The following is a 23,486-nucleotide window of genomic DNA, read 5'->3' as shown; positions in this document are numbered from 1 at the left end:
CGGCCTGGGACGCGTTCGAGGTGAGCACCGCCTCGTACCGGACCTGCCCCGCGTCGTCGACCAGCGACCGCATGGTGCGGGTGAGCACCGCCTTGAAGCCGCCCGCGTCGTCGACGCCCTCCCGGAGGAACGTCCCGGAGGAGGTCAGGTTCGCGACCGCCCAGTCCACGGCGCCGGTCGCGCCGTCGAGGTAGGCGGCGTCACCGGTGTCGAGGTACAGCTCGAGCGCGGCGGCGGCGAAGGTCCCCTGGTTGTAGGTCCAGTCCCAGTCGACGTAGGTGCCGTCGCCCTCGACGTGGTCGCGCAGCTGCCCGTCTCGGTGGAAGCCGTCGTCGAGCCAGTCGTACAGCCGGACCGCCGTGTCCCGGTAGGCGGGGTCGCCGGTGGCGGCGTGCAGCCGCATGGCCGTCACCACCGCCGGCGCGTTGGTCGCGACGTTCTTCTGGTTCCGCGCGCCGTCGCCGACGTCCACGTTCTTCCACCAGATGCCGCCGCCGTACGTGTCGTCCTCGTGCGCGGAGACGAACGCGAACAGGTCCTCCGCGGCCTCGAGGTAGCGCTGGTCGCCCGTCAGCTCGTACGCGCGGGTGCTGCCGAGCGCCCACCAGCCGATGTCGTCGTTCCAGTCGTTGGCCAGCGGGTCGGGGTAGGCGGCGCGGAACCCGTCGTAGACGTCGTCGATCATCGCCCGCGCCTCCGGGTCGCCGGTGCGCTCGTAGCGGTCCATCACCATCTCCCAGAGCTGCGCCTCCCACCAGTAGTCGGTGTAGAGCCCGCCCTGCGGGCCGTGCGCGTGCTCGGGGTGGACCCGGTGGTCGCTGTAGGTGAAGAAGTAGTCGGCGTCGGGGTCCCAGTAGGCCTCCACGAAGGCGTCGAACGCCTCCGTCGCCTGGTCGGCGGTCAACGCCGCGGCCGGGGCCGCGGGGACCAGGGCGATCGGTGCGGCGACCGCGAGCGCGGCCGCGAGCTGCAGGACGGGTCGACGACGGGTCCTCTGACGCATGTGCTCCTCCTCGAGCGCTACGTATATTGAATCCACCGTGTCGCCTTACTGCGACCGAGTCAACCCTCGGCTCGCTCGTGCACGACCATCCCGGGCGGCGCAACACGCGCTGACACCGCTCGTGCCGAAGTCGTTGCGGACCGCGCACCGCGTCACATATATTCAACATGCTCACTCTCGCCGCGACGGTGCGGCGGTTCGATGACGAAGACGGAGGAGCACGTGGCTCGATGGATCGAGGACCTCGTCCGCGAGGTCGGCACCGCCGTCCGGGAGCGCACCGACGCGACCACGGCACACCGGTTCGAGGCCGCCTACGGCGACACGCTGCGCCGCACGGTGCAGCCCCAGCCCGACGGCACGGCGTTCGTGGTGACCGGCGACATCCCGGCGATGTGGCTGCGGGACTCGAGCGCCCAGCTCGCGCCCTACCTGCACGTCGCGGGCGACCACCCCGAGGTCGCCGACCTGCTGGTGGCGGTGAACCGGCGGCAGCTGGACCAGGTCGCGCGGGACCCGTACGCGAACGCGTTCAACGCCGGCCCGACCGGCGCCGGTCACGCCGGCGACCGCACGGAGTCGTCGCCCTGGGTGTGGGAGCGCAAGTACGAGATCGACTCGCTGTGCGCGCCGCTGCACCTCGCCGCGGACGTCCGGCGGGTGACCGGGCGCACCGACCACCTCGACGAGCGGTACCGCGCCGCGGCGCGCGCGACGATCGCGCTGTGGCGCACCGAGCAGGACCACGAGGCCCGGTCGCCCTACCGGTTCGAGCGGGACGACTGCCCGCCGTCGGACACCCTGGTCCGCGACGGCCGCGGCGCGCCGACCGCCGTGACCGGGATGTCCTGGTCGGGGTTCCGCCCGAGCGACGACGCGTGCCGGTACGGCTACCTCGTCCCGGGGAACGCCTTCGCCTCCGTGGTGCTCGCGGACGTCGCCGGCATCGCCGAGGAGGTCCTCGGCGACCCCGGCCTCGCGACCGACGCCCGCGCCCTGCGCGCCGACCTGGAGCGCGGGATCGCCGAGCACGGCGTGGTCGAGGCCGAGGGCCACGGCGCGGTCTACGCCTACGAGGTGGACGGGCTCGGCGGCGCGCTGCTGATGGACGACGCGAACGTCCCCAGCCTGCTGTCGCTGCCCTACCTCGGCTGGTGCTCGCCGGAGGACCCCCTCTACCTGGAGACCCGGCGGTTCGTGCTCAGCCCGGACAACCCCACCTACCTCGTCGGCACCGCGGCGCGGGGGCTCGGCAGCCCGCACACGCCGCCCGACCACATCTGGCCGATCGCCCTGGCGCTCGAGGGCCTGACCAGCACGGACGACGCGGAGCGCGCGCGGCTGCTGGACACCCTGCTCGCGACCGACGCCGGGACGGGCGCGACGCACGAGTCGTTCCACAAGGACGACCCCACGCGGTTCACGCGGGAGTGGTTCTCCTGGGCCGACGCGATGTTCTGCGAGCTCGTGCTGGAGGTCGCCGGGTTGCGCACCGCCGCGCGCCCGACGCCGGCCCCGCGGGCCACCACCGCCGGGAGCGCGTCGTGACCGGGGCGGCCGTGGCGACGGCGACCGCCCCGGCGCCCCGCCGTGCGCCCGCGCAGCGGCCGGTCAGCGCCACCGCGCGCCAGATGCGCCGCGCGGGGTGGTGGTTCCTCGCCGTGCCGCTCGCGCTGTTCGTGGTGTTCATGCTGCTGCCGATGGGCATGGCCGCGGTCATCAGCCTCACCGACTACGCGATCATCGGCGACACCACCTGGGTCGGCTGGGAGAACTACGCCCGGATCTGGGACGACGCGTTCTTCTGGACCGCCCTGCGGAACACCGCCCGCTACACGCTGATGTACGTGCCGCTCGGGCTGGTCGTCGCGCTCGGGACGGCGCTGCTGCTCAACCGGTCCTACCGGGCGGTCCGGCTGTTCCGCACGCTGTTCTACATCCCCGTGGTCTCGTCGACCGTGGCCACCGCGACGATCTGGTACTGGCTGCTCAACCCGCAGAAGGGCCTGCTCAACGTCGCGCTGGGCTGGTTCGGCATCGACGGGCCGCGCTGGCTGTACGACTCGCAGTGGGCGATGACCGCGATCGTGCTGATGAGCGTGTGGGCCGGGTTCGGCACCAACATGATCATCTTCCTGGGCGGCCTGCAGGGTGTGCCGGGCGACCTCTACGAGGCGGCCCGCCTCGACGGCGCGAACCTGTGGCAGCAGTTCCGGTACGTGACGCTGCCGTCGCTCACCCGGACCACGTTCCTGGTGTCGACGCTGCTGATCATCGGGGCGTTCCAGGTGTTCGACCAGGCCTACGTCCTGACCAAGGGCGGGCCGGGGAACTCGACGGTCACGATGGTCTACTACATCTACAACAAGGGCTTCGGCTCGCTCGAGATGGGCTACGCGTCGGCGCTGTCGTTCGTGCTGTTCCTCATCATCCTCGTGTTCTCGCTGATCAACGCCCGGCTGAACCGGCCCGGCGACAGCGGACGCGTCCGCCGCCGGCGCGTCCCCGCCGCGGTGCCGAGCACGGTGGCCGCCCGATGACCGCCGTCGCCGCGCGCCCGGCACCCGCCGCCGCGCCGACCCCGGCGGCCACCCGCCCGCGGCCGCGCTCCCGGCGCCGCCGGATCGGCACCGCCGTCTGGTACGTGGCCGTCTCCGTGCTCGCGGTGATCATGGTCGCCCCGCTGGTCTGGACGCTGGCCACCGCGTTCAAGCCGGCCTCCGAGATCCTGTCCGGCGCGCTGTCGCTCATCCCCGACAGCCCGACGCTCGACAACTTCGCCCGGGTGTTCCAGGACGTGCCGTTCGGCCGGTACTTCGTCAACTCCCTGGTGCTCGGCGTCGGCGGCGCGGTGACCAACGTGTTCTTCGGCGGCCTGGGCGGCTACGCGCTGGCCAAGCTCCGGTTCCGGGGCCGCGCCGGGGTGTTCGCCCTGTTCCTGTCGTCGCTGATGATCCCGGGCATCGTCACGATGATCCCGACGTTCCTGATCCTGCGGCACTTCCCGCTGGCCGGCGGGAACGACCTGCTCGGCCAGGGCGGGCTCGGCCTGCTCAACACGTACGCCGCGGTGATCGTGCCCGGCGCGGCCGGCGCGTTCGCGGTGTTCTTCATGAAGCAGTTCTTCGAGACGCTGCCCGACGAGCTCGGCGAGGCCGCGCGGATCGACGGCGCGAGCGAGTTCCGGATCTTCGTCCAGGTGTACTTCCCGCTGGCCCGCGCCGGCCTGGCGGTGCTCGGGATCCTGTCGTTCCAGGCGGGCTGGAACAACTTCCTCTGGCCGCTGATCGTGCTGAACGACCCGTCGATGATGACGGTCCAGGTCGGCCTGTCCTCGTTCGTCAACGACTACGAGACCGCGTTCGGCCCGCTGATGGCCGGGACCGTCGTCGCCAGCCTGCCCGTGCTGCTGGTCTTCCTGGTCGCGCAGCGCTGGATCATCGAGGGCGTCGCCCACGTCGGCAGCAAGTGACCCCTGCACCCACCCCTCCCCTGACCCCCGCACGCCCCGACCCATCCCTGAGGAGAGCTCGATGAGGAGATCTACCACCACCGGCGTCGCCCTGGCGCTCGCGTCCCTGCTCACCGTCACCGCCTGCGGCAGCGGCGGGGGCGACGGCGGCAGCGGCTCGTCGGGCTCCGGCGACGGCCCCGAGCCCGTCGTGTTCTGGGGCTCCTGGTCCGGCGACCAGGTCGCCCAGCTCGAGGAGCAGGCCGCCGCGTTCAACGCGTCGCAGGACGACTACGAGGTCGAGTACGTGTCCCAGGGCCTCGTCGAGGAGAAGCTGCTGACCGCGCTCGCCGGCGGCGCCGTCCCGGACGTCGTGCTCTGGGACCGGTACCAGACCTCGCTCTACGCCCCGAAGGGCGCCCTCGCGCCGATCGACGACATGGTCGCCGCGGACGACGTCGACCTGGACGCGTTCTACGCCCCGGCGCTCGGCGAGATGGAGGTCGACGGTGCGCTGTACGGCCTGCCGCTGCTGGTCGACAACCGGTCGCTGCTCGTGAACCAGACCGCGCTCGACGAGGCCGGCGTCACCGCGCCGACCACCTGGGACGAGCTGCGGTCCGCGGCGGTCGCGCTGACCCAGCGGGACGGCGGCACCCTCGACCGCGCGGGCTTCGACCTGAGCGACCCCGGCCTGTTCAACATGTTCCTCACCCAGGCCGGCGGCGCGCTGCTGAACGACGACGAGACCGAGACGGCGTTCAACAGCCCCGAGGGACTGGAGGTCCTCGCCCTCTGGCAGGACCTGATGGACGAGGGCGTGTACGAGCTCGGGTTCGGCGACGGCACCGACCCGTTCGCCGAGAGCACCGTCGCCATGAAGCTGGACGGGCCGTGGGCGCTCGCCACGCTCGACCAGGTCGACGGGCTCGAGTACTCCGTCGTCCAGCCGCCCAGCGGGCCCGCCGGTCCGGGCGCCTACATGGGCGGCTTCGGGCTCGTCATCCCGGAGGGCGCGAAGAACCCCGAGGGCGCCTGGGAGTTCATGCGCTGGTGGACGACCCAGCCGGAGAACGGCGTCGCGTTCGGCGAGATCTCGGGCTGGATCCCCGCGAACGTCGAGGCGGCGAACGACCCGTTCTTCACCGAGGACCCGCGGTACGCCGCGTTCATCGAGACCATGGACTACGCCCAGGTCCGGCCGAGCGTCGAGGGCTTCTCGGACGTCGAGGGCAAGGCCCTGGTGCCCGCCCTCGAGCAGTTCATGTCGGGCGAGCTGACCGCCGAGCAGGCGCTCGCCCAGGCGCAGGAGCAGGGCGACGCCCTGCTCGCCGCCGCGCGCTGACGCAGCACGACCCGGCCCGCGCCGCCCCTCCCGGCGGCGCGGGCCGGGGCCCGACCACCCCTCGACACCCGGACGGACACCCCGCATGACGACGACCGACCACCTCGACCAGAGCCGGTCCGCCGACCTCGCCGACTTCGCCCAGCGAAGCCTGGACGACCTGTTCGGCGCCCCCTGGCCGCAGCACCTGCACAACAGCCACCCCGCCGGCACCGGCACGCCGGACACCTTCAACTACTGGTGGCTGGCGCACGTGGTCGACGCCCGGGTCGACGCCTGGGCCCGCACCGGCGACGCCCGGTGGCTCGACCGCGCCGCCGAGACCGCGCGGAACATCGTCGAGCGGAACGGCGGCTCGCTGTTCAACGACTACTTCGACGACATGCTGTGGTTCGGCCTCGCCCTGCTCCGGCTGCACGAGGCGGGCGGCGACCCGCAGCACCGCGACGACGCCCTGGCCATCTGGGACCACGTGGTCGAGCACGGCTGGAACGACCACCAGGGCGCGAGCCTGGCGTGGCGCAAGCAGCAGCTCGCCTACAAGAACACCCCGGCCAACGGCCCGCTGGTGATCCTGGCGCTCCGCCTGGAGCGCGCGCTGCCCCCGGGCACCCGCGACTTCCGGTGGTACGCCGGCACGGCGCTCGCCTGGCTCGAGCGCACGCTCGTCGGTCCGGACGGGTTCGTCGAGGACGGCATCAACCGCGAGGGCGACGGCCGGGTCGACGTGCAGTGGCGGTTCACCTACAACCAGGGGCTGTACATCGGCGCCCTGGTCGAGTGGTGGCGGGCCACCGGCGACGCGACCGCCCTCGGGCGCGCGACCCGCACCGCGCGGACCGCGGTGGCCGAGCTCAGCGACGGCGTCGTGTTCCGCGACGAGGGCGACGGCGGCGACGAGGGGCTGTTCAAGGGCGTCTTCTACCGCTACCTCGGCACCCTGCTCCCGCACCTGCCCGCCGGGTCCCCGGACCGGGTCGCGCTGGAGGAGTTCGTCCGCGCCGGCACCGACGCCCTGGTCGAGCACGGCGTGCACGACGGGGTCCTGCGGCCGGGCAACGACTGGAGCCGCCCGACGGACCAGCCGATCCCGTACTCGACCGCGCTCAGCGCGATCATGGCGCTGGAGCAGCGCTGGCGGGTCGACGCGGGGTACCCGGCCGCCGCCGACCCCGTCGCCGCGGCCCGCTGAGGCCCCGGCCCGCGCGACTCCGCCCCCGTCGGCCCGCTCAGCGGCTCGGCGGGGGCGGTGCGGTCGACGCCCCGGGCACGAGCTCCGTCGGCAGCATCACCTTGTCGACGGTGCGCGGGTCCTCGCGCTGCCGGCGGACCCCCTCGATCGCGCGCTCGCCGAGCGCCCGCTGCTGCTGCCGGACGTGCGTGAACCGGAACAGCCCGTCGTCGAACGCCGCGTCCGGGTGGTCGAAGCACACCACCGACACGTCCTCGGGCACCCGCAGCCCGAGCCGGCGGCACGCCTCCCGCAGCAGCAGCGCGATGTTGTACTCCGCCGCCAGGTAGCCGGTCAGGTGCGGGTGCGCGCGGACGAACGCCACCAGCCGGTCGACGTCCTCCTCCTTGGTCACGGTGCTCCCCGGCACCGTCGACCCGATCGCCCGGAGCTCCGCGGTGCCGTCGAGCGTGCGGTGGAACGCGGCGTGCGCGTGCACCCAGCCGTTCCGGCGCTCCTCGCTCGTGGAGACGTGGCTCGCGGCGCTGACGAACCCGACGCTGGTGTGCCCCAGCTCGAACAGGTGGGCCGTCGCCGCGATCGCCCCGGCGAGGTTGTCCGAGCGCACCGCCGACACCGGGATGCCGTCGTAGACCCGGTCCAGGATCACCAGCGGGAACCGCCGCGTGACCAGCTCCAGCGCGGCCGGCGGGATGTACTCCGACGACGACGGCTGCAGCACCAGGCCCGAGACCCCGGCGTCCAGGAGCGACCGGATGCTGGCGTCCTCCCGGTCGACGTCGCCCGAGGACCGCATGAGCACGAGGTGGTCGTCGGTGCCGGCGCCGGCGAGCAGGCCCTCGAGCACGCGGCTGCCGAACGTGTCGTCGAAGTTCGTCACCACGCAGCCGATCAGCGGGCGCGCGGCGACCGCGCCCGGGGCCCCCGGCGCCTGCGGGCGCGCGCTGGTGACGAAGGTGCCGAGCCGCGGCCGGCGCACGATGAGGCCGTCCGCGCGCAGCAGGTCCAGGGCGCGCTTCACCGTGATCGCGCTGACCGAGTGCTCCCGGGAGAGCTCGGCCTCCGAGGGGAGCCGGTCGCCGACGGCGTAGGTGCCGTCCTCGATGCGATCGCGCAGCGCGTCGTAGACCTGGCGGTAGAGCACCACGCGTGACCTCCGTCGATGTTCGTTCAAGCATATTGAATCTATCCGGCCAGGCGCCCGCCGGGGACGCAACGCGCCGCGCGACGCGCCGCACCTCGCGCGCCTCTCCCCGCCGAGGATGCCGCAGAGGCGGGGTCCGCGGCCCCGCGACGCCGCGCCGCCTGCGCACTCGGCGCCCCGCGCGGGAGACTGGCCCGCAGCGGGGGCGCACCGGGGCGGCCCCGCCCGTGCGGTCGGGGGTCGGCATGCTGCTCGAGGACAGGATCGCGGTCGTCTACGGGGCGGCCGGCGCGGTGGGCGGCGCGACCGCCCGGACCTTCGCGCGGGAGGGCGCGCACGTGGTGCTGGTCGGCCGCCGGCGCGACCCGCTCGACGCGGTCGCCGCGGCGATCCACGCGGCGGGCGGGCGCGCGGAGGTCGCGGTCGTGGACGCGGCGGACCCCGAGGCGGTGGACGCGCACGTCGGGGCGGTGGTCGCCGAGCACGGCCGGCTGGACGTGAGCCTCAACGCGACCAGCCTGCGCGGGGACCTGCAGGGCACCCCGCTGCGGGAGATGCCGGTCGACGACTTCCTGCTCCCGGCGATGACCGGGCTGCGCTCGCAGTTCTGCACGGCCACCGCGGCCGCCCGCCGGATGACCGAGGCGGGCTCGGGCGCGATCCTCACGCTGTCCACCTCCGCCGCGGCGCTGCCCGGCCGGGACCGGCGGTTCCACGCGACCGGCGGGTTCGGGGTCGCGTGCGCGGCGGTGGAGGAGCTGACCCGGTCGCTCGCGGGCGAGGTCGGCCGGCACGGCGTCCGGGTCGTCTGCCTGCGGCCGGACGCGCTGCCGGAGACGTGGGGCGAGCGGACGCCCGCGGTGCGGGAGGCCGAGCGGTTCATGACCGACGGCACCGCGCTCGGCCGGATGCCGACGCTGCAGCAGGTGGCGGATGCGGCGGCGTTCGCGGCGTCGGACCGGGCCGGGGCGGTCACGGGGGCGGTCCTCGACCTGACGTGCGGCTCGGTCATGCCGCGCTGACCGGGCCCGCGGGAGGTCGGCAGCGGGGCCGGCCGGCGGCGCGCGGCGGGCGGCGGGCGGCGGGCCGTCGAGTGGAACCGGGTGGAGCGTCCTGCCCGACACGCCGGCGCGTGTCGGGCAGAACGCTCCACTCGAGGCCGGAGGCGGGCCGGGCTGGGCCGGGGGTCGGCTCGCCCGGGGGCGCGTAGCGTCAGACGGACCATGGGTCGGCAGCCGTTCGCGGACCGGGCGCAGGCGGGTGCCGCGCTCGCGGGCCGGCTCGCGGCCGCGCCCGGGCTCGCGCCGACCGCCGAGCCCGCGCCCCCGACCGCCGAGCCCGCACCCCCGACCGCCGAGCCCGCGCCCCCGGCCGCGGGGCCCGGCGTCGTCGTGCTCGCCCTCCCCCGCGGCGGCGTCCCCGTGGCCGTGCCGGTCGCCGCGGCGCTCGGCGCCCCGCTCGACGTGCTCGTGGTGCGCAAGCTCGGCCTGCCCCGTCAGCCGGAGCTCGCGATGGGCGCGCTCGCCGGGCTCGGCGGCGCGGTGGTGGAGGTGCGGCACGAGCCGGTGCTGCGCGCGGCGCGGGTCCCGGCCGCGGTGCTGGACGCCGTGCGGGCCGCGGAGGTCGCCGAGCTGCGCCGCCGGGAGGCCGCGTTCCGGCGGGACCTGCCCGCGCTGCCGGTGGCGGGGCGGACCGTGGTCGTGGTGGACGACGGCGCGGCCACCGGGTCGACCGCGCGGGCGGCGGTGGCGGCGCTGCGGCGGGCCGGGGCCGGGCGGGTGGTCGTCGCGCTGCCGGTGTGCCCGCCCGACACGGCCGCGGCGCTCGCCGCGGAGGCCGACGAGCTGGTCTGCCTGCGGGTGCCGTCGCGGTTCCTCGCGGTGGGGTTGGAGTACGCGGACTTCGCGCCGCCCCGCGACGCCGAGGTCGCGGCCCTGCTGCGCGCCGCCCGCGCCGCCCGCCCGGCCTAGGCCGTCGGCGTCAGCTGAACCCGATCGCCCGCTGCGCCACGCGGTACGCCAGCACCGACACCCGGCGCCCCGCCGGCCCGGGCAGGTTCGAGATCTGCCCCAGCACCGACCAGCGGACCTTGCGGTACAGCCACGGGTCCTGGGCGCGGAGCTCGGACCACAGCCGGTCCTTCTCGGCCAGGTGCGCCCGGGTGCCGGCCCGGATGAGCAGGATCGAGGACACCGCGCAGATGATCTCGACGTAGTGCAGCCGGTAGGCGCGCAGCCGCCGGTCGGCGACCCGCACCCGGGACAGGTGCTCGAGCATGAGCCGGTTGACCCGGAGCTGCTGGTCGATGCGCCGGATCATCACGGCCTCCTGCACCGACTGGTCCGAGCGCCCGATGAAGTACCGGTACAGGTCGACGTCGAGGTAGTACAGCGTCGAGACGTGCGCGAGCGGCACCAGCGCGTACAGGTTGTCGACGTAGAACGTGTGCTCCGGCAGCACCAGCCCGGCCTCGCGCAGCACGGCGGTCCGGTACGTCAGGGCGTGCATCATCAGGTACTGCCGCTTGGCGAACCGCCGGGTCTGGGACCAGTGCAGCACCCGGCCGGCGGGCAGCGCGCCCTGGTAGCGCACGACGGTCTTGGTGCGCTTGCCGACCTTCTCGTAGACGAAGTTCGACACCAGCAGGTCGACCGGCCGGCCGGCGTCGAGGAACCCGCGAAGGTTCGCGAGCACCGCCGCCAGCGCGGACCGGTCCACCCAGTCGTCCGCGTCCACGACCTTGAGGTACGCGCCGCGCGCCTCGGCCAGGCCGGCGTTGATCGCCGACCCGTGGCCGCCGTTCGGCTTCGAGATCAGCCGGACGGTCCCGGGGTGCGCGGCCTCGTACGTGCGGGCGAGCGCCGCGGTCCCGTCCGTCGAGCCGTCGTCGACGACCAGCACCTCCACGCCGTCGGCCCCCACCAGGGTGTCGAGGGCGCGCGCGAGGTACGGCTCCGCGTTGTACGCGGGGACGACGACCGTCAGGACGGGGCCGGCGGGGCTCACGCCGAGCGCACCTCCGTGGCGTCCGCGGCGGCGGCCGGCGCGGCCTCCTCGGGGACCTGCTTGAAGATGACCTTGAAGATCGGGAAGAACACCCAGAACGAGATCGCCGCGTTGATGATCATCGTGACGAAGTCGGCGAGCGTCTCGCCGGTGCCGCCCAGGCCCCAGGTGTCGATGAACAGGTCGTAGATCGGCGCCTTGTACAGGCCCTGCAGCGCGGCCGCGGCGATCGTGATGATGACGTACGCGATGGCGTACCAGGTCGCGGCCTTGGCGACCGACGAGTTCGACTTGAACGTGATGCTGCGCTGGGCGAAGAAGTTGATCACCTGCGCGATCAGCAGGGTGATCTGCACGGCCAGGAAGTATGCCAGGCCGCCGCCACCGCCCGGGAGGGGCCCGGCCGCGTAGTCGAAGACGAAGTACTGCGAGCCGTCCGGGTTGGCGCCGATCGGCCACACCTGGAACGACGTGTCGACCAGCGACGTCATGCCGAAGACCCACTTGATGAGCGGCATCAGCGCGAGCTGGAGCACGGTGATGCCGTTGCTCAGCACGAGGAACACGACGAACTGGGCGACGCCCGGGCGCTTGGTGGCGAACCGGCCCCAGGCGTCCTTGATGCGGGTGAACATGCGAGCGGGTCTCTCTTCCGAGGTCAGGCGTCGCCGCGCAGCTGGCGCGCGGTGGTGCGGTTGGCCCGGCGGTTGCGGAGGAACCCGCGGATCGTGGCGCCGGCGCCGGTGAAGAAGTGGCCGTTGACGATGCGGACGATGCCGTCCACCATCTCGGCGCTGACCATGCCGTTCGTCATCTTGCCGATGGCGCGGAACGGCATGTTGAGCAGGAACAGGATGTTGAGGTCGGGCTTGCCCTTCCGGTCCGCGCGGTCGCGCAGCAGCGCGAGCACCCGGTAGGCGAGCCGGGCCAGCGGGGAGCGCGCGGTCTGCATCCGGCCGAGCGCGTCGTTGACGCCGAGCGGCCCGGACCAGGACGCGGGCGGGATCGGCCGGCCGAGCAGCGCCGCGAAGTCGGCGTCGGGCACGTGCCGGACGTCGCCGGTGCGGTACCGCACCGGCGCGGGGTCCTCGGCCGCGGGCTCGACGGTCCCGGCGACCTCCACGGTGGCCTTCTCGGTCAGGTCGGCGACGTTCGCGCCGGCGAGCACCGTCCAGGTGCCGCGCTCGACCTGCCACGACCCGGTGCCGACGTCGAAGTGCCGGAACGCCGCTTCGCCCAGCGGGACGGTCACGGTGGCCGACTCCCCCGGCTCGAGCTCGACCCGGGCGAACCCGGCGAGCGTGCGGTCGGGACGGTGCACGCCGGGCGTCTCGCGCCGGACGTAGACCTGCACGACGTCGGACCCGGCGACGGCCCCGGTGTTGGTCACGGTCACCGTGGCGGCCTCGGCCGTCGCGACGAGGTCCGCGTAGGCGAACGTGGTGTAGGACAGCCCGAACCCGAACGGGAAGGTCACCGGGACGCCCGCGGTCGTGTAGTACCGGTAGCCGACGAACAGGCCCTCGCGGTACTCGGCGGTGCGCTGCTGCCCCGGGAACGTGTCCGCGGTCGGGGTGTCGGACAGCCGCACCGGCACGGTCTCGGCCAGGCGACCGGCCGGGTTCGCCGCCCCGGTCAGCACGTCGAGCAGCGCGCCCGCGCCGGCCTGGCCGGACAGGTAGCCGTGCACGAGCGCCTGCGCGGAGCCGAGCCACGGCATCTCGACGACGCCGCCGGCGGACAGCACCACGACGGTGCGCGGGTTCGCGGCGTGGACGGCCTCGAGCAGCTCGACCTGCGCGGCGTGCAGCGACAGGGTCGAGCGGTCCAGCCCCTCGGACTCGGCGATCTCGTCCAGGCCGAGGAACAGCAGGGCGACGTCGGCACCGCGCGCGGCCTCGACCGCCTCGGCCCGCAGCGCCGCGTCCGGCGTGCCGTTGCGCCGGAAGCCCGGCGCGAACGAGGTCATGGACAGCCCCGAGGACCCGATCACGTCCAGCACGGAGTCCAGCCGGGTCGGGTTCACGGCCGAGGAGCCGGCGCCCTGGTAGCGCGGGGTGCGCGCGAAGTCGCCGATCACGGCCACCCGGGTCCCGGCGGCGAGCGGCAGCAGCGCCTCGTCGTTCTTCAGCAGCACCGCGGAACGCGCGGCGACGCGGCGGGCCAGCGCGTGGTGCGCGACCTCGTCGACGGCCGGCGCCGTCCCCGGCTCGCGGGCGTCGGCGACCAGGCGCAGCACCTCGGCCGCGCGGGCGTCCAGATCGGCCTCGGCCAGCGCGCCGGAGCGCACCGCCGCGACCAGCTGCCGCGCGGAGTCGAGCCCGGCCGCCGGCATCTCGAGGGTGCCGCCCGCGGCCGCCGCCGCCACGACGTCGTTCGAGCCGCCCCAGTCGGAGATGACCGCGCCGTCGAAGCCCCACTCGTCGCGCAGCACGGTGCCGAGCAGGAACGGGTCCTCGTGGGCGTAGGTGCCGTTGACCAGGTTGTAGGACGACATGATCGTCCGCGGCCGCGCGGTCTCGACCACGATGCCGAACGCGGTCAGGTAGATCTCGCGCAGCGTCCGCTCGTCGACCACGGAGTCCGACGCCATCCGGCGCAGCTCCTGGGAGTTCGCGGCGTAGTGCTTGGGGCAGGCCGCCACGCCGGCGGACTGGATGCCGCGCACGTACCCGGCGGCCATCCGCCCGGCCAGCAGCGGGTCCTCGGAGAAGTACTCGAAGTTGCGCCCGCCCAGCGGGGAGCGCTTGATGTTCAGGCCCGGGCCCAGCAGCACGTCGACGTCCTGCGCGGCGGCCTCGGCGCCGAGCGCCCGCCCGACCTCCTCGGCGAGCTCGGGGTCCCAGGTGTTCGCGACGGCCGCGGCGGTCGGGAAGCAGGTGGCCTGCTGCGACTCGGCGATGCCGAGGTGGTCCGCGGCGCCGGTCTGCTTGCGCACGCCGTGCGGCCCGTCCGCCAGCCAGATCGAGCGCACCCCGTGCCGCGGCAGGTCGTGGGTCTCCCAGACCGTCTTGCCGGTCAGCAGGGCGGCCTTCTCCAGCAGGGTCAGCTTCTCGATCATGACGTCCTCGGCGGTCGTGCGCGGTGGCTGCGGTTCGGGTGCGGGGCTCGCGGCCCCGGTCGCCGGGCCGGCAGTGGTGGGCACTGCCGGCCCGGCGGGGCGGCTCAGCGGGTCAGTGCCCCGCGGAGACCGGCTCGGCGTCGCCCGCGGGCGTCGCCGGCTGGGCGGCCTTCCGGTGCCGGAGGACGCGCCGGGTCACCATCAGCGCACCGGCCACGACCAGCAGGCCGACCAGGATCGACGCGCCGATCTGGATGTAGACCCAGGTGGGCGGCGTGTAGGAGACCGTGGCGCCCGGCGCCAGCCCGTTCATCGCGTTGGAGTTCGCGACCGTGAACAGGATGTTGTGGGTCGCCTCCCGGATGTCCGTGACCGCCTTCGCCGAGGAGGTGTCCCCGAAGGACTTCGACGGCTGGAAGGTGAGCGTCAGGTCCGTGCCGGCGCTGATGCTCTGGTTCGGGTTCATGTACGGATAGAGGTTGAAGTCCGAGATGGCAAAGCCCTCGAAGCCCCACTCCCCGCGCAGCACGTCCGTCATGAGCGCCTCGGAGCCGCCGGCCCAGGTGGCGCCGATCCGGTTGAACGAGCTCATGATCGCGGTGGAGCCGACCGTGGTCGTCTCGATCGTGCCCTCGTCGTCGGCGAGGTACGGGACCTCCATCGAGATGTTCTTGACGGCCATCTCGAACGGCTTGAGGTAGATCTCGCGGATCGTCTGCTCGGTCGCCCAGGTGGCGATGCCGTTGTTGACCCGGTTGGTCTCCTGGTCGTTCAGCGCGAAGTGCTTGAGCGTGGTGTACACGCCCTTCTCCGCCGCGCCGTTGGCGACCGAGGTCATCATCAGGCCGGACAGGAACGGGTCCTCCGAGTAGTACTCGAAGTTGCGGCCCGCGAACGGCGAGCGGTGCAGGTTGGCCGCCGGGGCGTACCAGCCGTTGATGTCCTTGAACATCGCCTCGTTGCCGAGCATCTCGCCCATCGCGCGGCCCAGGTCCACGTCCCACGTCTGCGCGATGAGGAACTCGGACGGGTAGGCCACGCCGTTGATCGACGAGTTGATGAAGGACGAGAAGCCGGCCGGGCCGTCGGGCTCGGTGGTCTGCGGCTTGCCGATCGAGCCGATCGCGGCGGTCTGGTACGCGCCGTTCAGCAGCATGTCGGTCATGTCGCCGACGCTCAGCGAGTCGAGCAGCTCGTCCCACTGCGGGTCGTCCTTGGGCAGGCCGCGCAGGTCGATCAGCGACAGCTCGGTGCTCGCGCCGGTCGTGGGCATGTCGCCCTCGAAGGCGTCCGCCATCGCGTCGTAGTCCCAGGCCGCGAAGCCCTCGGCGACGGCGTCGCCCGCGACCAGCTGGTCGCCGGTGGGCGCGGTCGGGAAGGTGCCGGCGAAGTCCGCGCGGGACATCGCGAGGATCTTGCCGTCCTCCGGCTCGGTGCTGAACTGCGCCGAGACGTCGTCGAACTGGTTGGTGACCTCGGCGAGGTCGGTGGAGCGGTGGTTCTCGCCGGAGTACACGACGTCGGAGTCGACGGTGTAGGTGATCGGCTCCGTGCCCGCGGCGACGGTGTGCGAGTCGGTGCGGACCGAGATCGCGTAGTCGCCGGCCTCGAGGACGTACGCCTGCTCGCCCCGGTAGTCGTAGGACGCCATGTCCTCGACGCCGAGCTCCAGGGTCACGGACTCGCTCGCGCCCGGCTCGATGACGCCGGTCTTGGCGAAGTCGCCGAGGACGACCTCGGACTTCTCGATGCCGCCCGGGGTGTACGGGGCGGTGTAGTAGAGCTCGACGACGTCCTTGCCCGCGACGGAGCCGGCGTTGGTGACCTCGACCGTCACGGCGATCGAGCCGTCGACCGCGCCGGCCTGGGTGTCGGTGACCGACCAGGTGAAGTCGGTGTAGCTCAGGCCGTAGCCGAACGGGTAGACGACGGCCTCGTCGTAGTCGAGGAAGCCCTCGGCCGCGGCGGTCTCGTAGTACCGGTAGCCGAAGTAGATGCCCTCGGCGTAGTTCACGAACGGCGCCTCGTCGGTGACGGTCGCGTTCGACGTCGCGGTCTCGACCGCCGACACCGGGTACGACACCGACAGGTTGTCGTAGAGGTAGCCGCCGAAGTTCACGAAGGTCGGGTCGGCGGTGAAGTCCGCGGCCCACAGGTCGGACGTGCGGCCCGACGGGTTGACGTCGCCGGACAGGATGCGGCCGACCGCGTTGAGGCCGGTGGCGCCCGGGGAGCCGGCGAGCAGGATCGCGTCGACCCCGGTGTCCGCCTGGAGCGAGCCCATCTCGATGGTGGTCGAGGAGTTGACGACGATCACGACGGTGTCGAAGTTCGCCTTGGCGAGCTCGACCAGGTCCTTCTCGTCCTGGTTCAGCTCGAGCTGGTGCTGGCCCGGCTCCGCGTTGTCGTCCCAGTCGGACATGTCGCGGGTCAGGTCGCCGCCCTCGCCGCCGGGGCGGCCGATGTAGACGACCGCGGCGTCGGAGAAGTCGGCGAACGACGAGGACTGCGCCTCGTAGCCGTCGACCGGCATCTCGCCGATGAAGTAGGTGGAGATGTCGGGGCGGTCCATCTCGATGAAGCCGCGCGGGTTCTCGGCGGCGTACGCCTCGATCGCGCCGTACACGGCGTCGTTCACGGTGAAGCCGGCGTTCTCCAGGCCCTGGCGCGCGTTCACGGCCGAGTTGGTGTCCACCGAGCCGGAGCCGGAGCCGCCGAACACGGGGTCCGCGGCCGCGCGGCCGAGCATGGTCACGCTCGACCCGGCCGCCAGGGGCAGCGCGGCGCCCTCGTTCTTCGCCAGGACGACGCCCGCGCCGGAGATCTCCTCGACGAGCTGCTTCGCGGCGGCGTCGACGTCGTCGATGCTGTCGAAGTCCGCGCTGTAGTACTCGGTGTCCCAGTCGGCCGACTCCTCGGCGTTCGTGAACTCGTACGTGCCCGAGCCGAACTGAGAGGCGACCCAGCCGCCGGCGACGACGAGCGCCACGTTGGCGACCACCGCGATCGCGGTGACCAGCGCGAGCACCGGCACCCAGATCGACAGGTACTTCTTGTTCGACATCGGCCTCTTCGCGCGATCGGCGTTCTTCGCCCTGGCGTTCACTGCATTCCTCCTCGAGTGCTGACCGGCGATCAGGCTAGGTGCGCCGATCGGGGCCGTCCGGCGCGGCAGCACGATCAGTCGGTTTCGCGGCACGGACTGTCGCGGGCCGCGGGCCCGGCCCGCGCCCGGCCCTCACGGGGCCGGGCGGCGGGCGTGCGGGACGACTACTCCGTCACCTCGGTGATGGTGCCGTCCTGGTCGATCTGCCAGGTCTGGCCGGTCTCGGCCGAGTCCCCGTCGATCGTGTACTTGCCGCCGTCGATGTTGACGGTCCCCTGGATGCGGGACGCCGCCTCCGAGGAGGTGTAGGGCACCACGAGCAGGCCGTACTTCACGGTCGGGGCCGTGACGTCGCTCGCGAGCATGATCTGGGCCCAGGAGTCGTCCTCGGCCAGCGCGTCGGCGACGGCGGTGCGGGCGTTCTCCAGGTCCTCCGCGATGTCGGACTCCGACGCCGCCTGCTCGCCGGCGGACGAGCCGCCGCTGCCGCTGTCGTCGCTGCCGCAGGCGGTGAGGCCGAAGACGCCGGTGAGGGCGACCACGACGCCGAGGGCGGAGGTCAGGGCCTTGTTGCGCTTCACTTCTGTGCTCCTTGGTGAGTGCTGGTCACGGGCCCACCCCGCGACCGGGTCCGCCTGGCGGCGGGTCCGCCTGCGCGGGCGGCCGGCGCGCTGCCGGCCGCCCGCGCGGGCGGTGGGTGCGTCAGCCCTCGATCGGGCCCGCGTAGTTCAGGCCGAAGCCGAACAGGTAGGAGTTGCCGGCCGAGTCGACGTACGGCTCGGTGTCCTCCTGGACGTCCTCCAGCTGGGCCTCCACCGCGTCCATGGACGCCGGGAAGCCGATCGGCAGGCGGCCCTGCGGCTCGTTGAGGCCGATCGCGGTCTCGATGAGCGCCTGGTCGCTGACCCCGAAGCCGACCAGGATCGCGTCGGACTTCGCCTCGAACTCGGCCGGGACGGTCGGGTTCTTGGCCTTGAGGACCGTGATGACCGGGATGTCCTTGCCGGACGCCTCGACGGCGGCCACGGCGCGCTCGAAGGCGTCGAGGTCCGACTCGTTCGAGGTGCGCGAGGTCTTGCCGAAGTAGGACCGGTTCTCCTGCGTGCCGTCGGCCAGGATGTCGCCCGAGAGGGAGACCTGGCGCACGTTCGCGCCGTCGGCCGTGTAGGGGCGGTACTGCAGGGACAGCGGGTACCACTCACCCGTCGTCTCGTCGTGGCCGGAGTTGGCGAACACGGCGCCGCTGCTCGGGCTGTCCATGCCCACCAGCACCAGGTCGACGTCGGACAGGTCCGGGGCGGTGTAGCTCGTGACCTTGCCGTCCGCGTCCTCGACGGCCTCGTCGGTGACGACCTTCGCGAAGTACTCCTCCGCGATCTCGACCGTCAGGCCGGGGCCCTCGGTGTACTCGCCCGGGCCGAACAGGCCGGCCTGGCCGGTGTCGTAGTTGCGCGGGATGTACACGGTCTTGTCGGCCCAGTCGCCCGCCTCGGCGGCGGCGATGGTGTCGGCGTCGTTCTTCAGCATCACGACCGAGTCGAGCTGCGCCTGGTAGCCGGCGTCCAGCTTGTCCTCGCTCGCGACGACGTCCTTCGACTCGTCGAGGTCCAGGTAGGCGTTCTCGTACAGGCCCGGCTGGAACAGCATGTTCAGGATCCGGGTGCCCGACTCCTCGAAGCGGGTCTGGGCGTCGACGTCGTTCTCGCCGGCCTCGAAGTCCGCCTGCCACATGTCGTACGCCGCGAGCACCGGCTCCACCGCGTTGTTGCCGCCGAACATGTCGACGCCGTTCTGCAGGATCGCGTAGTGCCGCTCCTCGACCGTCAGGTCGTCGGCGCCCCAGGAGGTGCCGATGAACGCCTCGGGGTCGGTGGTGCCGCCCGCGGTGACGCCCCAGTCGGTGACGACGACGCCGGTGAAGTTCTCCCGCAGCAGGCCGGTGCGGTACGAGTCGTACGCGCTGCCCATGCGGTCGCCGCCGCCGAGCGGCTGGCCGTCCGGGCCCAGCGCGATCGAGTACGCCGTCATGACCGCGGCGGAGTCCATCGCGCCCAGGAAGACCTCGGCGTGCGCGTCGAAGTTGTCGCCCGGGTAGACGCCGTACTTACCGGCCTCGGTGTGCGACTCGCGGCCGCCCTCGCCCGGGCCGTCGCCGGCCCAGTGCTTGATCATCGCGTTGACGGACTCGTCGCCCCAGCCGTCCGCGCCCGGGGTCGTCTGGAAGCCGTCGACGTAGGCGGTCGCCATGGCCGAGGCCAGCTCGACGTTCTCGCCGAACGTGCCGTCGACGCGCAGCCAGCGCGGCTCGGTCGCCAGGTCGATCTGCGGGCTGAGCGCGGTGCCGATGCCCAGCGCGCGGTACTCGGCCGAGACGGCCTGCGCGAAGGTCGTCATCGTCTCGGTGTCGAACGTCGCCGCCAGGCCCAGGTTCGAGGGCCAGCGCGAGATGTCCCCGGACGCGTTGTAGTTGCCGCCGCTCTCCGCGGTGGACCGCGGGTCGGAGGAGAAGTTCACGGGGACGTACGGCTCGTCGTCCGTCGCCAGCTCCTCGGCGTACTCCTGGAGCTGGTTCGACCACGTGACGTTCGCCTCGACGTCGTTCGGGCCCGCGTTGAGCACGTTCCGGAGCCGGGACTCCGACATGTACTCCTTCTGCGCGTCCGTGAGGCCGTCGGCGGGCGAGCGCTCGTGCGAGCTGAACAGCATGAGCCCGGCGATCTGCTCCTTGGACAGGTGCTGCGCCAGGTCCGCCGCGCGGTCGGCCGACGCCTCGCGCCAGTCCTCCCAGACGTCGAGCTCGCCGTTGCCGTTCATGTCCTTGAACGCGTACTCCTTGCCGTCGATCTCCTCGGTGAGGAGCTCGACGCCGCTGTCCTTGCCGTAGGACAGCACGGGCCCGTCGCCCGGGTTCGTGACGACGACGAACTCGGTCTTGCCGTCGGTCACCTCCCGGGTGGTGAAGGAGTCGCCCGCCTGGGTGTCCTCGTCCGACGAGGAGGGGGAGCACGCCGTGAGGGCGAACAGGGCGAGACCCGCCACCGCCGCCGCACCCTTGACGTACCCGCCGTTGCGCCGTCGCACCGTGATGGTTGTCTTCATCGACCTTCCTTGTCATCTCGCGGCTCTGCTCGCGCGCCGCCGGCGCCGCGCCCTCGTCGGGCGGTGCCGGCGTCCCCGTGCGCGACACAGCGCATGGGGAGAACCGATCGCGACCCGTGAACTCGACGTCCTCGTCCTGCGGCCGCGGCGCTAGTCGACCAGGGCGGACGGGGCCCGGGACCGGGGCGTCGAAAGACTGTCGGTTCGGGAGCACAAACGGTCAGCAAGGTCACAGGGGGGTCACGGAGCGGTCTCGGGACGGGGTGCATCCGGGCGGCCTCGGGCGCGCTGACCGGGGCGCCGGGCGGGGTGCCGAAGGGATCGTCGGACGCGCGATCACGCGGCGCCCCGCCGGTGCCCGGGAGGCGCCCGCCTGCACGATCTGTCGTTTCCGGCGCACAACCTGCGCGGGTCGTCGGCCGTCGTCCACGGGGCCGCGCGGGGCCCCTACACTCGGGGCGCTCGCCCCGCCACCCGGCCGCACCGCGGCCCCGTCCCCGAGGGAACCCGCATGGACCTGCTCGTCGTCGGCGCCGGGCTGTTCGGCCTGACGGTCGCCGAGCGCGCGGCCGAGGCCGGCCTGTCGGTCACGGTGATCGACCGGCGCGACCACCTGGGCGGGAACGCCTGGAGCAGCGTCGACGCGGAGACCGGGATCGAGGTGCACCGCTACGGGTCGCACATCTTCCACACGTCGAACGAGCGGGTCTGGCAGTACGTCCGCCGGTTCACCGCGTTCACCGGCTACCGGCACCGGGTCTACTCCACGCACGCGGGCACGGTGTACCCGCTGCCGATCAACCTCGGCACCCTCAACCAGTTCTTCGGCACCGCCATGGGCCCGGAGGCCGCGCGGGCGCTGGTCGCCGAGCAGGCGGCGGAAGGCCTGGCCGGCGGCGAGCCCACGAACCTGGAGGACAAGGCGATCTCCCTCATCGGGCGGCCGCTGTACGAGGCGTTCATCCGGGACTACACCGCGAAGCAGTGGCAGACCGACCCGCGCGAGCTGCCCGCGTCGGTGATCGCGCGGCTGCCGGTCCGGTACACCTACGAGAACCGGTACTTCGCCGACACCCACGAGGGGCTGCCCACGCGCGGCTACGGGCCGTGGTTCGAGGCGATGGCCGCGCACCCCCGGATCGACGTGCGGCTCGGCACCGACTTCTTCGACGCCGCGCAGCCGTTCAGCCGCGCCGCCGTCCGCGGCCAGGTGCCCGTGGTGTACACCGGGCCGGTCGACCGGTACTTCGACGAGCACGCCGGGCCGCTCGGCTGGCGCACGCTGGACCTGGAGACCGAGGTGCTCCCGGTCCGGGACTTCCAGGGCACCAGCGTCATGAACTACGCGGACCTCGACGTCCCGCACACCCGGGTGCACGAGTTCCGGCACTACCACCCGGAGCGCGAGGACCGGCACGCGCAGGACCGCACCGTCGTCATGCGCGAGCGGTCCCGGTTCGCGCTGCCCGGCGACGAGCCGTACTACCCCGTGGCCACCCCGCAGGACCGGGAGCGGCTGCGGGCGTACCGCGACCTCGCCGAGGACGAGCCGGACGTGCACTTCGGCGGACGGCTCGGGTCGTACCTGTACCTGGACATGCACATGGCGATCGCGTCCGCGCTGTCGCTGTGGACGAGCGGGGCCGTGCTGGAGCGGTCGGCGCCGGCGCTGGCGGCGCGGACGGCGCTGGGCTGAGGCCGCGCGCGCCGCGGCGGGCCGGGCCGCCGGGGGTCAGCGGGCCAGGGCGTCCGCGTCCGCGTCCGGGCGGCTGGTCGCCGGGACCGGCAGCAGGATGCGCAGCGCGAACCAGCTGTCCTCGGCGCTGACCGTCATCGAGCCGCCGTACTTCTCGGCCGTGTACCGGATCGACTTCAGGCCGTACCCGTGCCGGTCGCGGTCGGCGCGGCGGGTCACGATGGCCCCGTCCTCGGTCCGCAGCGTGCCGGCGAAGTAGTTCTCGAACGTCGCGAGCACGAACCCGCCCGTCGCGTACAGCGCGACCTTGATCAGCCGCTTCTCGGGCTCGGGCACGGCCATCACCGCGTCGATCGCGTTGTCGAGCGCGTTGCCGAACACCGCCGACACGTCCATCGCCGACATGAAGTCGATCGTCGCCCCGTCCGCCACGTACGTGAGGTCGACGCCCTTCTCGGCGCACTCGAGGCTCTTGGACGTGAGGATGACGTCGAGCACCCCGTTGCCGGTGCGCGCCTGCGCGGCGTAGCCCGAGACGCTGGCCTCCAGGTCGTCCAGGTAGGACGCGCGCTTGCCCTCGTCGCCCTCCGAGCGGATCACCGCGATCTGGTGCTTGAGGTCGTGGTACTTCCGGTCGACGACCTCGATGCTGCGCTTGGACTGCAGGTACTGCTCGTGCTGCCGGCGCAGCATCTCGTCGACGGCCTTGACGTCCGCGCGCGCCCGGAGCTGGAGCCGCTGCCCCTGCTGCGCGTACAGCGCGACGAACCCGCACAGGTCGACCAGCGTGCGGATGTAGAAGATCTCCAGCCCGAGCCGCCCGCTGAACGGCGTGTTCGCGTTGAGGAAGCTGATGTTGCTCATGAAGAACGTGACCAGCGCGATCGCCACCGCCGACGCGAGCTCGCCGTACGACACCTCGAGCGGCTGCGCCGGCCGGAAGTGCCGGGTCTCGATCAGGTACACCAGGACGAACGACGCGGCGTACATGACCACGCCGAACGCGACCTGCCACCCCAGCCCGGGGCGCCCCGCGGGCAGGAAGAAGAAGCAGTGCATCTGCCAGTGCAGCGCCGCGACCAGCTCCGCGAGCACCAGGGCGCGGGCCGCGAAGTACCCGGCGTCCCGCGCCGAGACGCGCGCGGCCGTCACGATGAACGCGAACATCGCCGCCACCGCGGCCGCCATGCCCAGCGACCACAGCGCGAGCGGCAGCTGGTCGGCGAGCTCCTGCACCGCGACCAGCACCCCCAGCGCGACCGCGGCGACGGGGACCAGGCGGCGGACCGGCAGCCGCCGGCGGCGGAGCAGCACGTACAGCAGGCACGCCGCCCACTCCGCGATGCCCGTGAGGACCCGCGGGATGTCCGGGAGCGTCTCCAT

At 73.1% G+C, this 23,486-nt stretch carries 17 protein-coding genes; 8 read left to right on the top strand and 9 right to left on the bottom strand.

What is annotated here, in order from left to right; all coding sequences use genetic code 11:
* Positions 1-1,003, bottom strand: a 1,003-nt coding sequence (locus tag VER05_RS03060; RefSeq protein WP_324843929.1) for a glycoside hydrolase family 76 protein, incomplete at its 3' end; no start/stop codon positions are given.
* 201 nt (positions 1,004-1,204) lie between these two features.
* On the opposite strand from VER05_RS03060, the gene VER05_RS03055 reads away from it, so the two are divergent.
* The 5 genes from VER05_RS03055 (at position 1,205) to VER05_RS03035 (ending at position 6,991) form a co-directional block, all read left to right on the top strand.
* Entirely contained in the window at positions 1,205-2,551 is a 1,347-nt protein-coding gene (locus VER05_RS03055) for a glycoside hydrolase family 125 protein (protein ID WP_324843928.1), read from the top strand.
* A complete protein-coding gene (locus VER05_RS03050; RefSeq protein WP_324843927.1) occupies positions 2,548-3,543 on the top strand; it encodes a sugar ABC transporter permease in 996 nt (331 codons plus the stop codon). Before VER05_RS03055 ends, VER05_RS03050 begins: the two co-directional genes overlap by 4 nt.
* Positions 3,540-4,475: a carbohydrate ABC transporter permease gene (locus VER05_RS03045; protein ID WP_324843926.1), complete on the top strand. Its 936-nt coding sequence runs from the start codon at positions 3,540-3,542 to the stop codon at positions 4,473-4,475. The genes VER05_RS03050 and VER05_RS03045 overlap by 4 nt, the downstream gene beginning before the upstream one ends.
* A 61-nt stretch (positions 4,476-4,536) precedes the next feature.
* Complete coding sequence (locus tag VER05_RS03040; protein WP_324843925.1) at positions 4,537-5,799, top strand: ABC transporter substrate-binding protein; 1,263 nt, start codon at positions 4,537-4,539, stop codon at positions 5,797-5,799.
* A gap of 85 nt (positions 5,800-5,884) precedes the next feature.
* Positions 5,885-6,991 (top strand): glycoside hydrolase family 76 protein, encoded by a 1,107-nt coding sequence (locus tag VER05_RS03035; protein WP_324843924.1) that lies wholly within the window; start codon positions 5,885-5,887, stop codon positions 6,989-6,991.
* A 37-nt stretch (positions 6,992-7,028) separates the two neighbouring features.
* On the opposite strand, the gene VER05_RS03030 is transcribed toward VER05_RS03035, so the two are convergent.
* Positions 7,029-8,138 carry a GntR family transcriptional regulator gene (locus tag VER05_RS03030; RefSeq protein ID WP_324843923.1) on the bottom strand — a complete coding sequence of 370 codons (1,110 nt, stop codon included), beginning with the start codon at positions 8,136-8,138 and terminating at the stop codon, positions 7,029-7,031.
* A 242-nt stretch (positions 8,139-8,380) separates the two neighbouring features.
* Here VER05_RS03030 and VER05_RS03025 point away from each other — a divergent pair, with 242 nt between their 5' ends.
* Both VER05_RS03025 and VER05_RS03020 read left to right on the top strand, forming a co-directional pair.
* The gene (locus VER05_RS03025; RefSeq protein ID WP_324843922.1) at positions 8,381-9,157 is read left to right on the top strand and encodes an SDR family oxidoreductase; all 777 of its coding nucleotides are present in this window, start codon (positions 8,381-8,383) and stop codon (positions 9,155-9,157) included.
* A gap of 201 nt (positions 9,158-9,358) precedes the next feature.
* The gene (locus VER05_RS03020) at positions 9,359-10,105 is read left to right on the top strand and encodes a phosphoribosyltransferase (RefSeq protein WP_324843921.1); all 747 of its coding nucleotides are present in this window, start codon (positions 9,359-9,361) and stop codon (positions 10,103-10,105) included.
* A 10-nt stretch (positions 10,106-10,115) separates the two neighbouring features.
* On the opposite strand, the gene VER05_RS03015 is transcribed toward VER05_RS03020, so the two are convergent.
* The 6 genes from VER05_RS03015 to VER05_RS02990 all read right to left on the bottom strand — a co-directional run bounded on the left by VER05_RS03015 (position 10,116) and on the right by VER05_RS02990 (position 20,407).
* On the bottom strand, positions 10,116-11,141 hold the full coding sequence (locus tag VER05_RS03015) for a glycosyltransferase family 2 protein (RefSeq protein WP_324843920.1): 1,026 nt from the start codon (positions 11,139-11,141) through the stop codon (positions 10,116-10,118).
* Positions 11,138-11,776 (bottom strand): hypothetical protein, encoded by a 639-nt coding sequence (locus VER05_RS03010; RefSeq protein ID WP_324843919.1) that lies wholly within the window; start codon positions 11,774-11,776, stop codon positions 11,138-11,140. The genes VER05_RS03015 and VER05_RS03010 overlap by 4 nt, the downstream gene beginning before the upstream one ends.
* Before the next feature lie 23 nt (positions 11,777-11,799).
* Positions 11,800-14,202, bottom strand: coding sequence for a glycoside hydrolase family 3 C-terminal domain-containing protein (locus VER05_RS03005; RefSeq protein WP_324843918.1), 2,403 nt, complete (start codon positions 14,200-14,202; stop codon positions 11,800-11,802).
* Positions 14,203-14,314: 112 nt separating this feature from the next.
* Entirely contained in the window at positions 14,315-17,308 is a 2,994-nt protein-coding gene (locus VER05_RS03000; protein ID WP_324843917.1) for a glycoside hydrolase family 3 C-terminal domain-containing protein, read from the bottom strand.
* Positions 17,309-17,472: 164 nt separating this feature from the next.
* Positions 17,473-17,889, bottom strand: a complete 417-nt coding sequence (locus VER05_RS02995) for a hypothetical protein (RefSeq protein WP_324843916.1) — start codon at positions 17,887-17,889, stop codon at positions 17,473-17,475.
* A gap of 121 nt (positions 17,890-18,010) precedes the next feature.
* Positions 18,011-20,407 (bottom strand): glycoside hydrolase family 3 protein, encoded by a 2,397-nt coding sequence (locus VER05_RS02990; protein ID WP_324843915.1) that lies wholly within the window; start codon positions 20,405-20,407, stop codon positions 18,011-18,013.
* 511 nt (positions 20,408-20,918) lie between these two features.
* On the opposite strand from VER05_RS02990, the gene glf reads away from it, so the two are divergent.
* Positions 20,919-22,103, top strand: a complete 1,185-nt coding sequence (gene glf, locus VER05_RS02985; protein ID WP_324843914.1) for a UDP-galactopyranose mutase — start codon at positions 20,919-20,921, stop codon at positions 22,101-22,103.
* Positions 22,104-22,139: 36 nt separating this feature from the next.
* On the opposite strand, the gene VER05_RS02980 is transcribed toward glf, so the two are convergent.
* Complete coding sequence (locus VER05_RS02980) at positions 22,140-23,486, bottom strand: ATP-binding protein (RefSeq protein ID WP_324843913.1); 1,347 nt, start codon at positions 23,484-23,486, stop codon at positions 22,140-22,142.

Source organism: Cellulomonas sp. (assembly GCF_035634735.1).
GTDB lineage: Bacteria > Actinomycetota > Actinomycetes > Actinomycetales > Cellulomonadaceae > Cellulomonas.
Note: the sequence above shows the minus strand (reverse complement) of the source record. Positions and strands in the feature narration are given on the sequence as shown.

Excerpts from the sequence above, each read along its gene's own strand:
- VER05_RS02980 (WP_324843913.1), bottom strand. The coding sequence starts at position 23,486 with ATGGAGACGCTCCCGGACATCCCGCGGGTCCTCACGGGCATCGCGGAG.
- glf (WP_324843914.1), top strand. The coding sequence starts at position 20,919 with ATGGACCTGCTCGTCGTCGGCGCCGGGCTGTTCGGCCTGACGGTCGCC.
- VER05_RS02990 (WP_324843915.1), bottom strand. The coding sequence starts at position 20,407 with ATGAAGACAACCATCACGGTGCGACGGCGCAACGGCGGGTACGTCAAG.
- VER05_RS03035 (WP_324843924.1), top strand. The coding sequence starts at position 5,885 with ATGACGACGACCGACCACCTCGACCAGAGCCGGTCCGCCGACCTCGCC.
- VER05_RS03055 (WP_324843928.1), top strand. The coding sequence starts at position 1,205 with ATGACGAAGACGGAGGAGCACGTGGCTCGATGGATCGAGGACCTCGTC.
- VER05_RS03040 (WP_324843925.1), top strand. The coding sequence starts at position 4,537 with ATGAGGAGATCTACCACCACCGGCGTCGCCCTGGCGCTCGCGTCCCTG.
- VER05_RS03045 (WP_324843926.1), top strand. The coding sequence starts at position 3,540 with ATGACCGCCGTCGCCGCGCGCCCGGCACCCGCCGCCGCGCCGACCCCG.
- VER05_RS03025 (WP_324843922.1), top strand. The coding sequence starts at position 8,381 with ATGCTGCTCGAGGACAGGATCGCGGTCGTCTACGGGGCGGCCGGCGCG.
- VER05_RS03010 (WP_324843919.1), bottom strand. The coding sequence starts at position 11,776 with ATGTTCACCCGCATCAAGGACGCCTGGGGCCGGTTCGCCACCAAGCGC.
- VER05_RS03005 (WP_324843918.1), bottom strand. The coding sequence starts at position 14,202 with ATGATCGAGAAGCTGACCCTGCTGGAGAAGGCCGCCCTGCTGACCGGC.
- VER05_RS03020 (WP_324843921.1), top strand. The coding sequence starts at position 9,359 with ATGGGTCGGCAGCCGTTCGCGGACCGGGCGCAGGCGGGTGCCGCGCTC.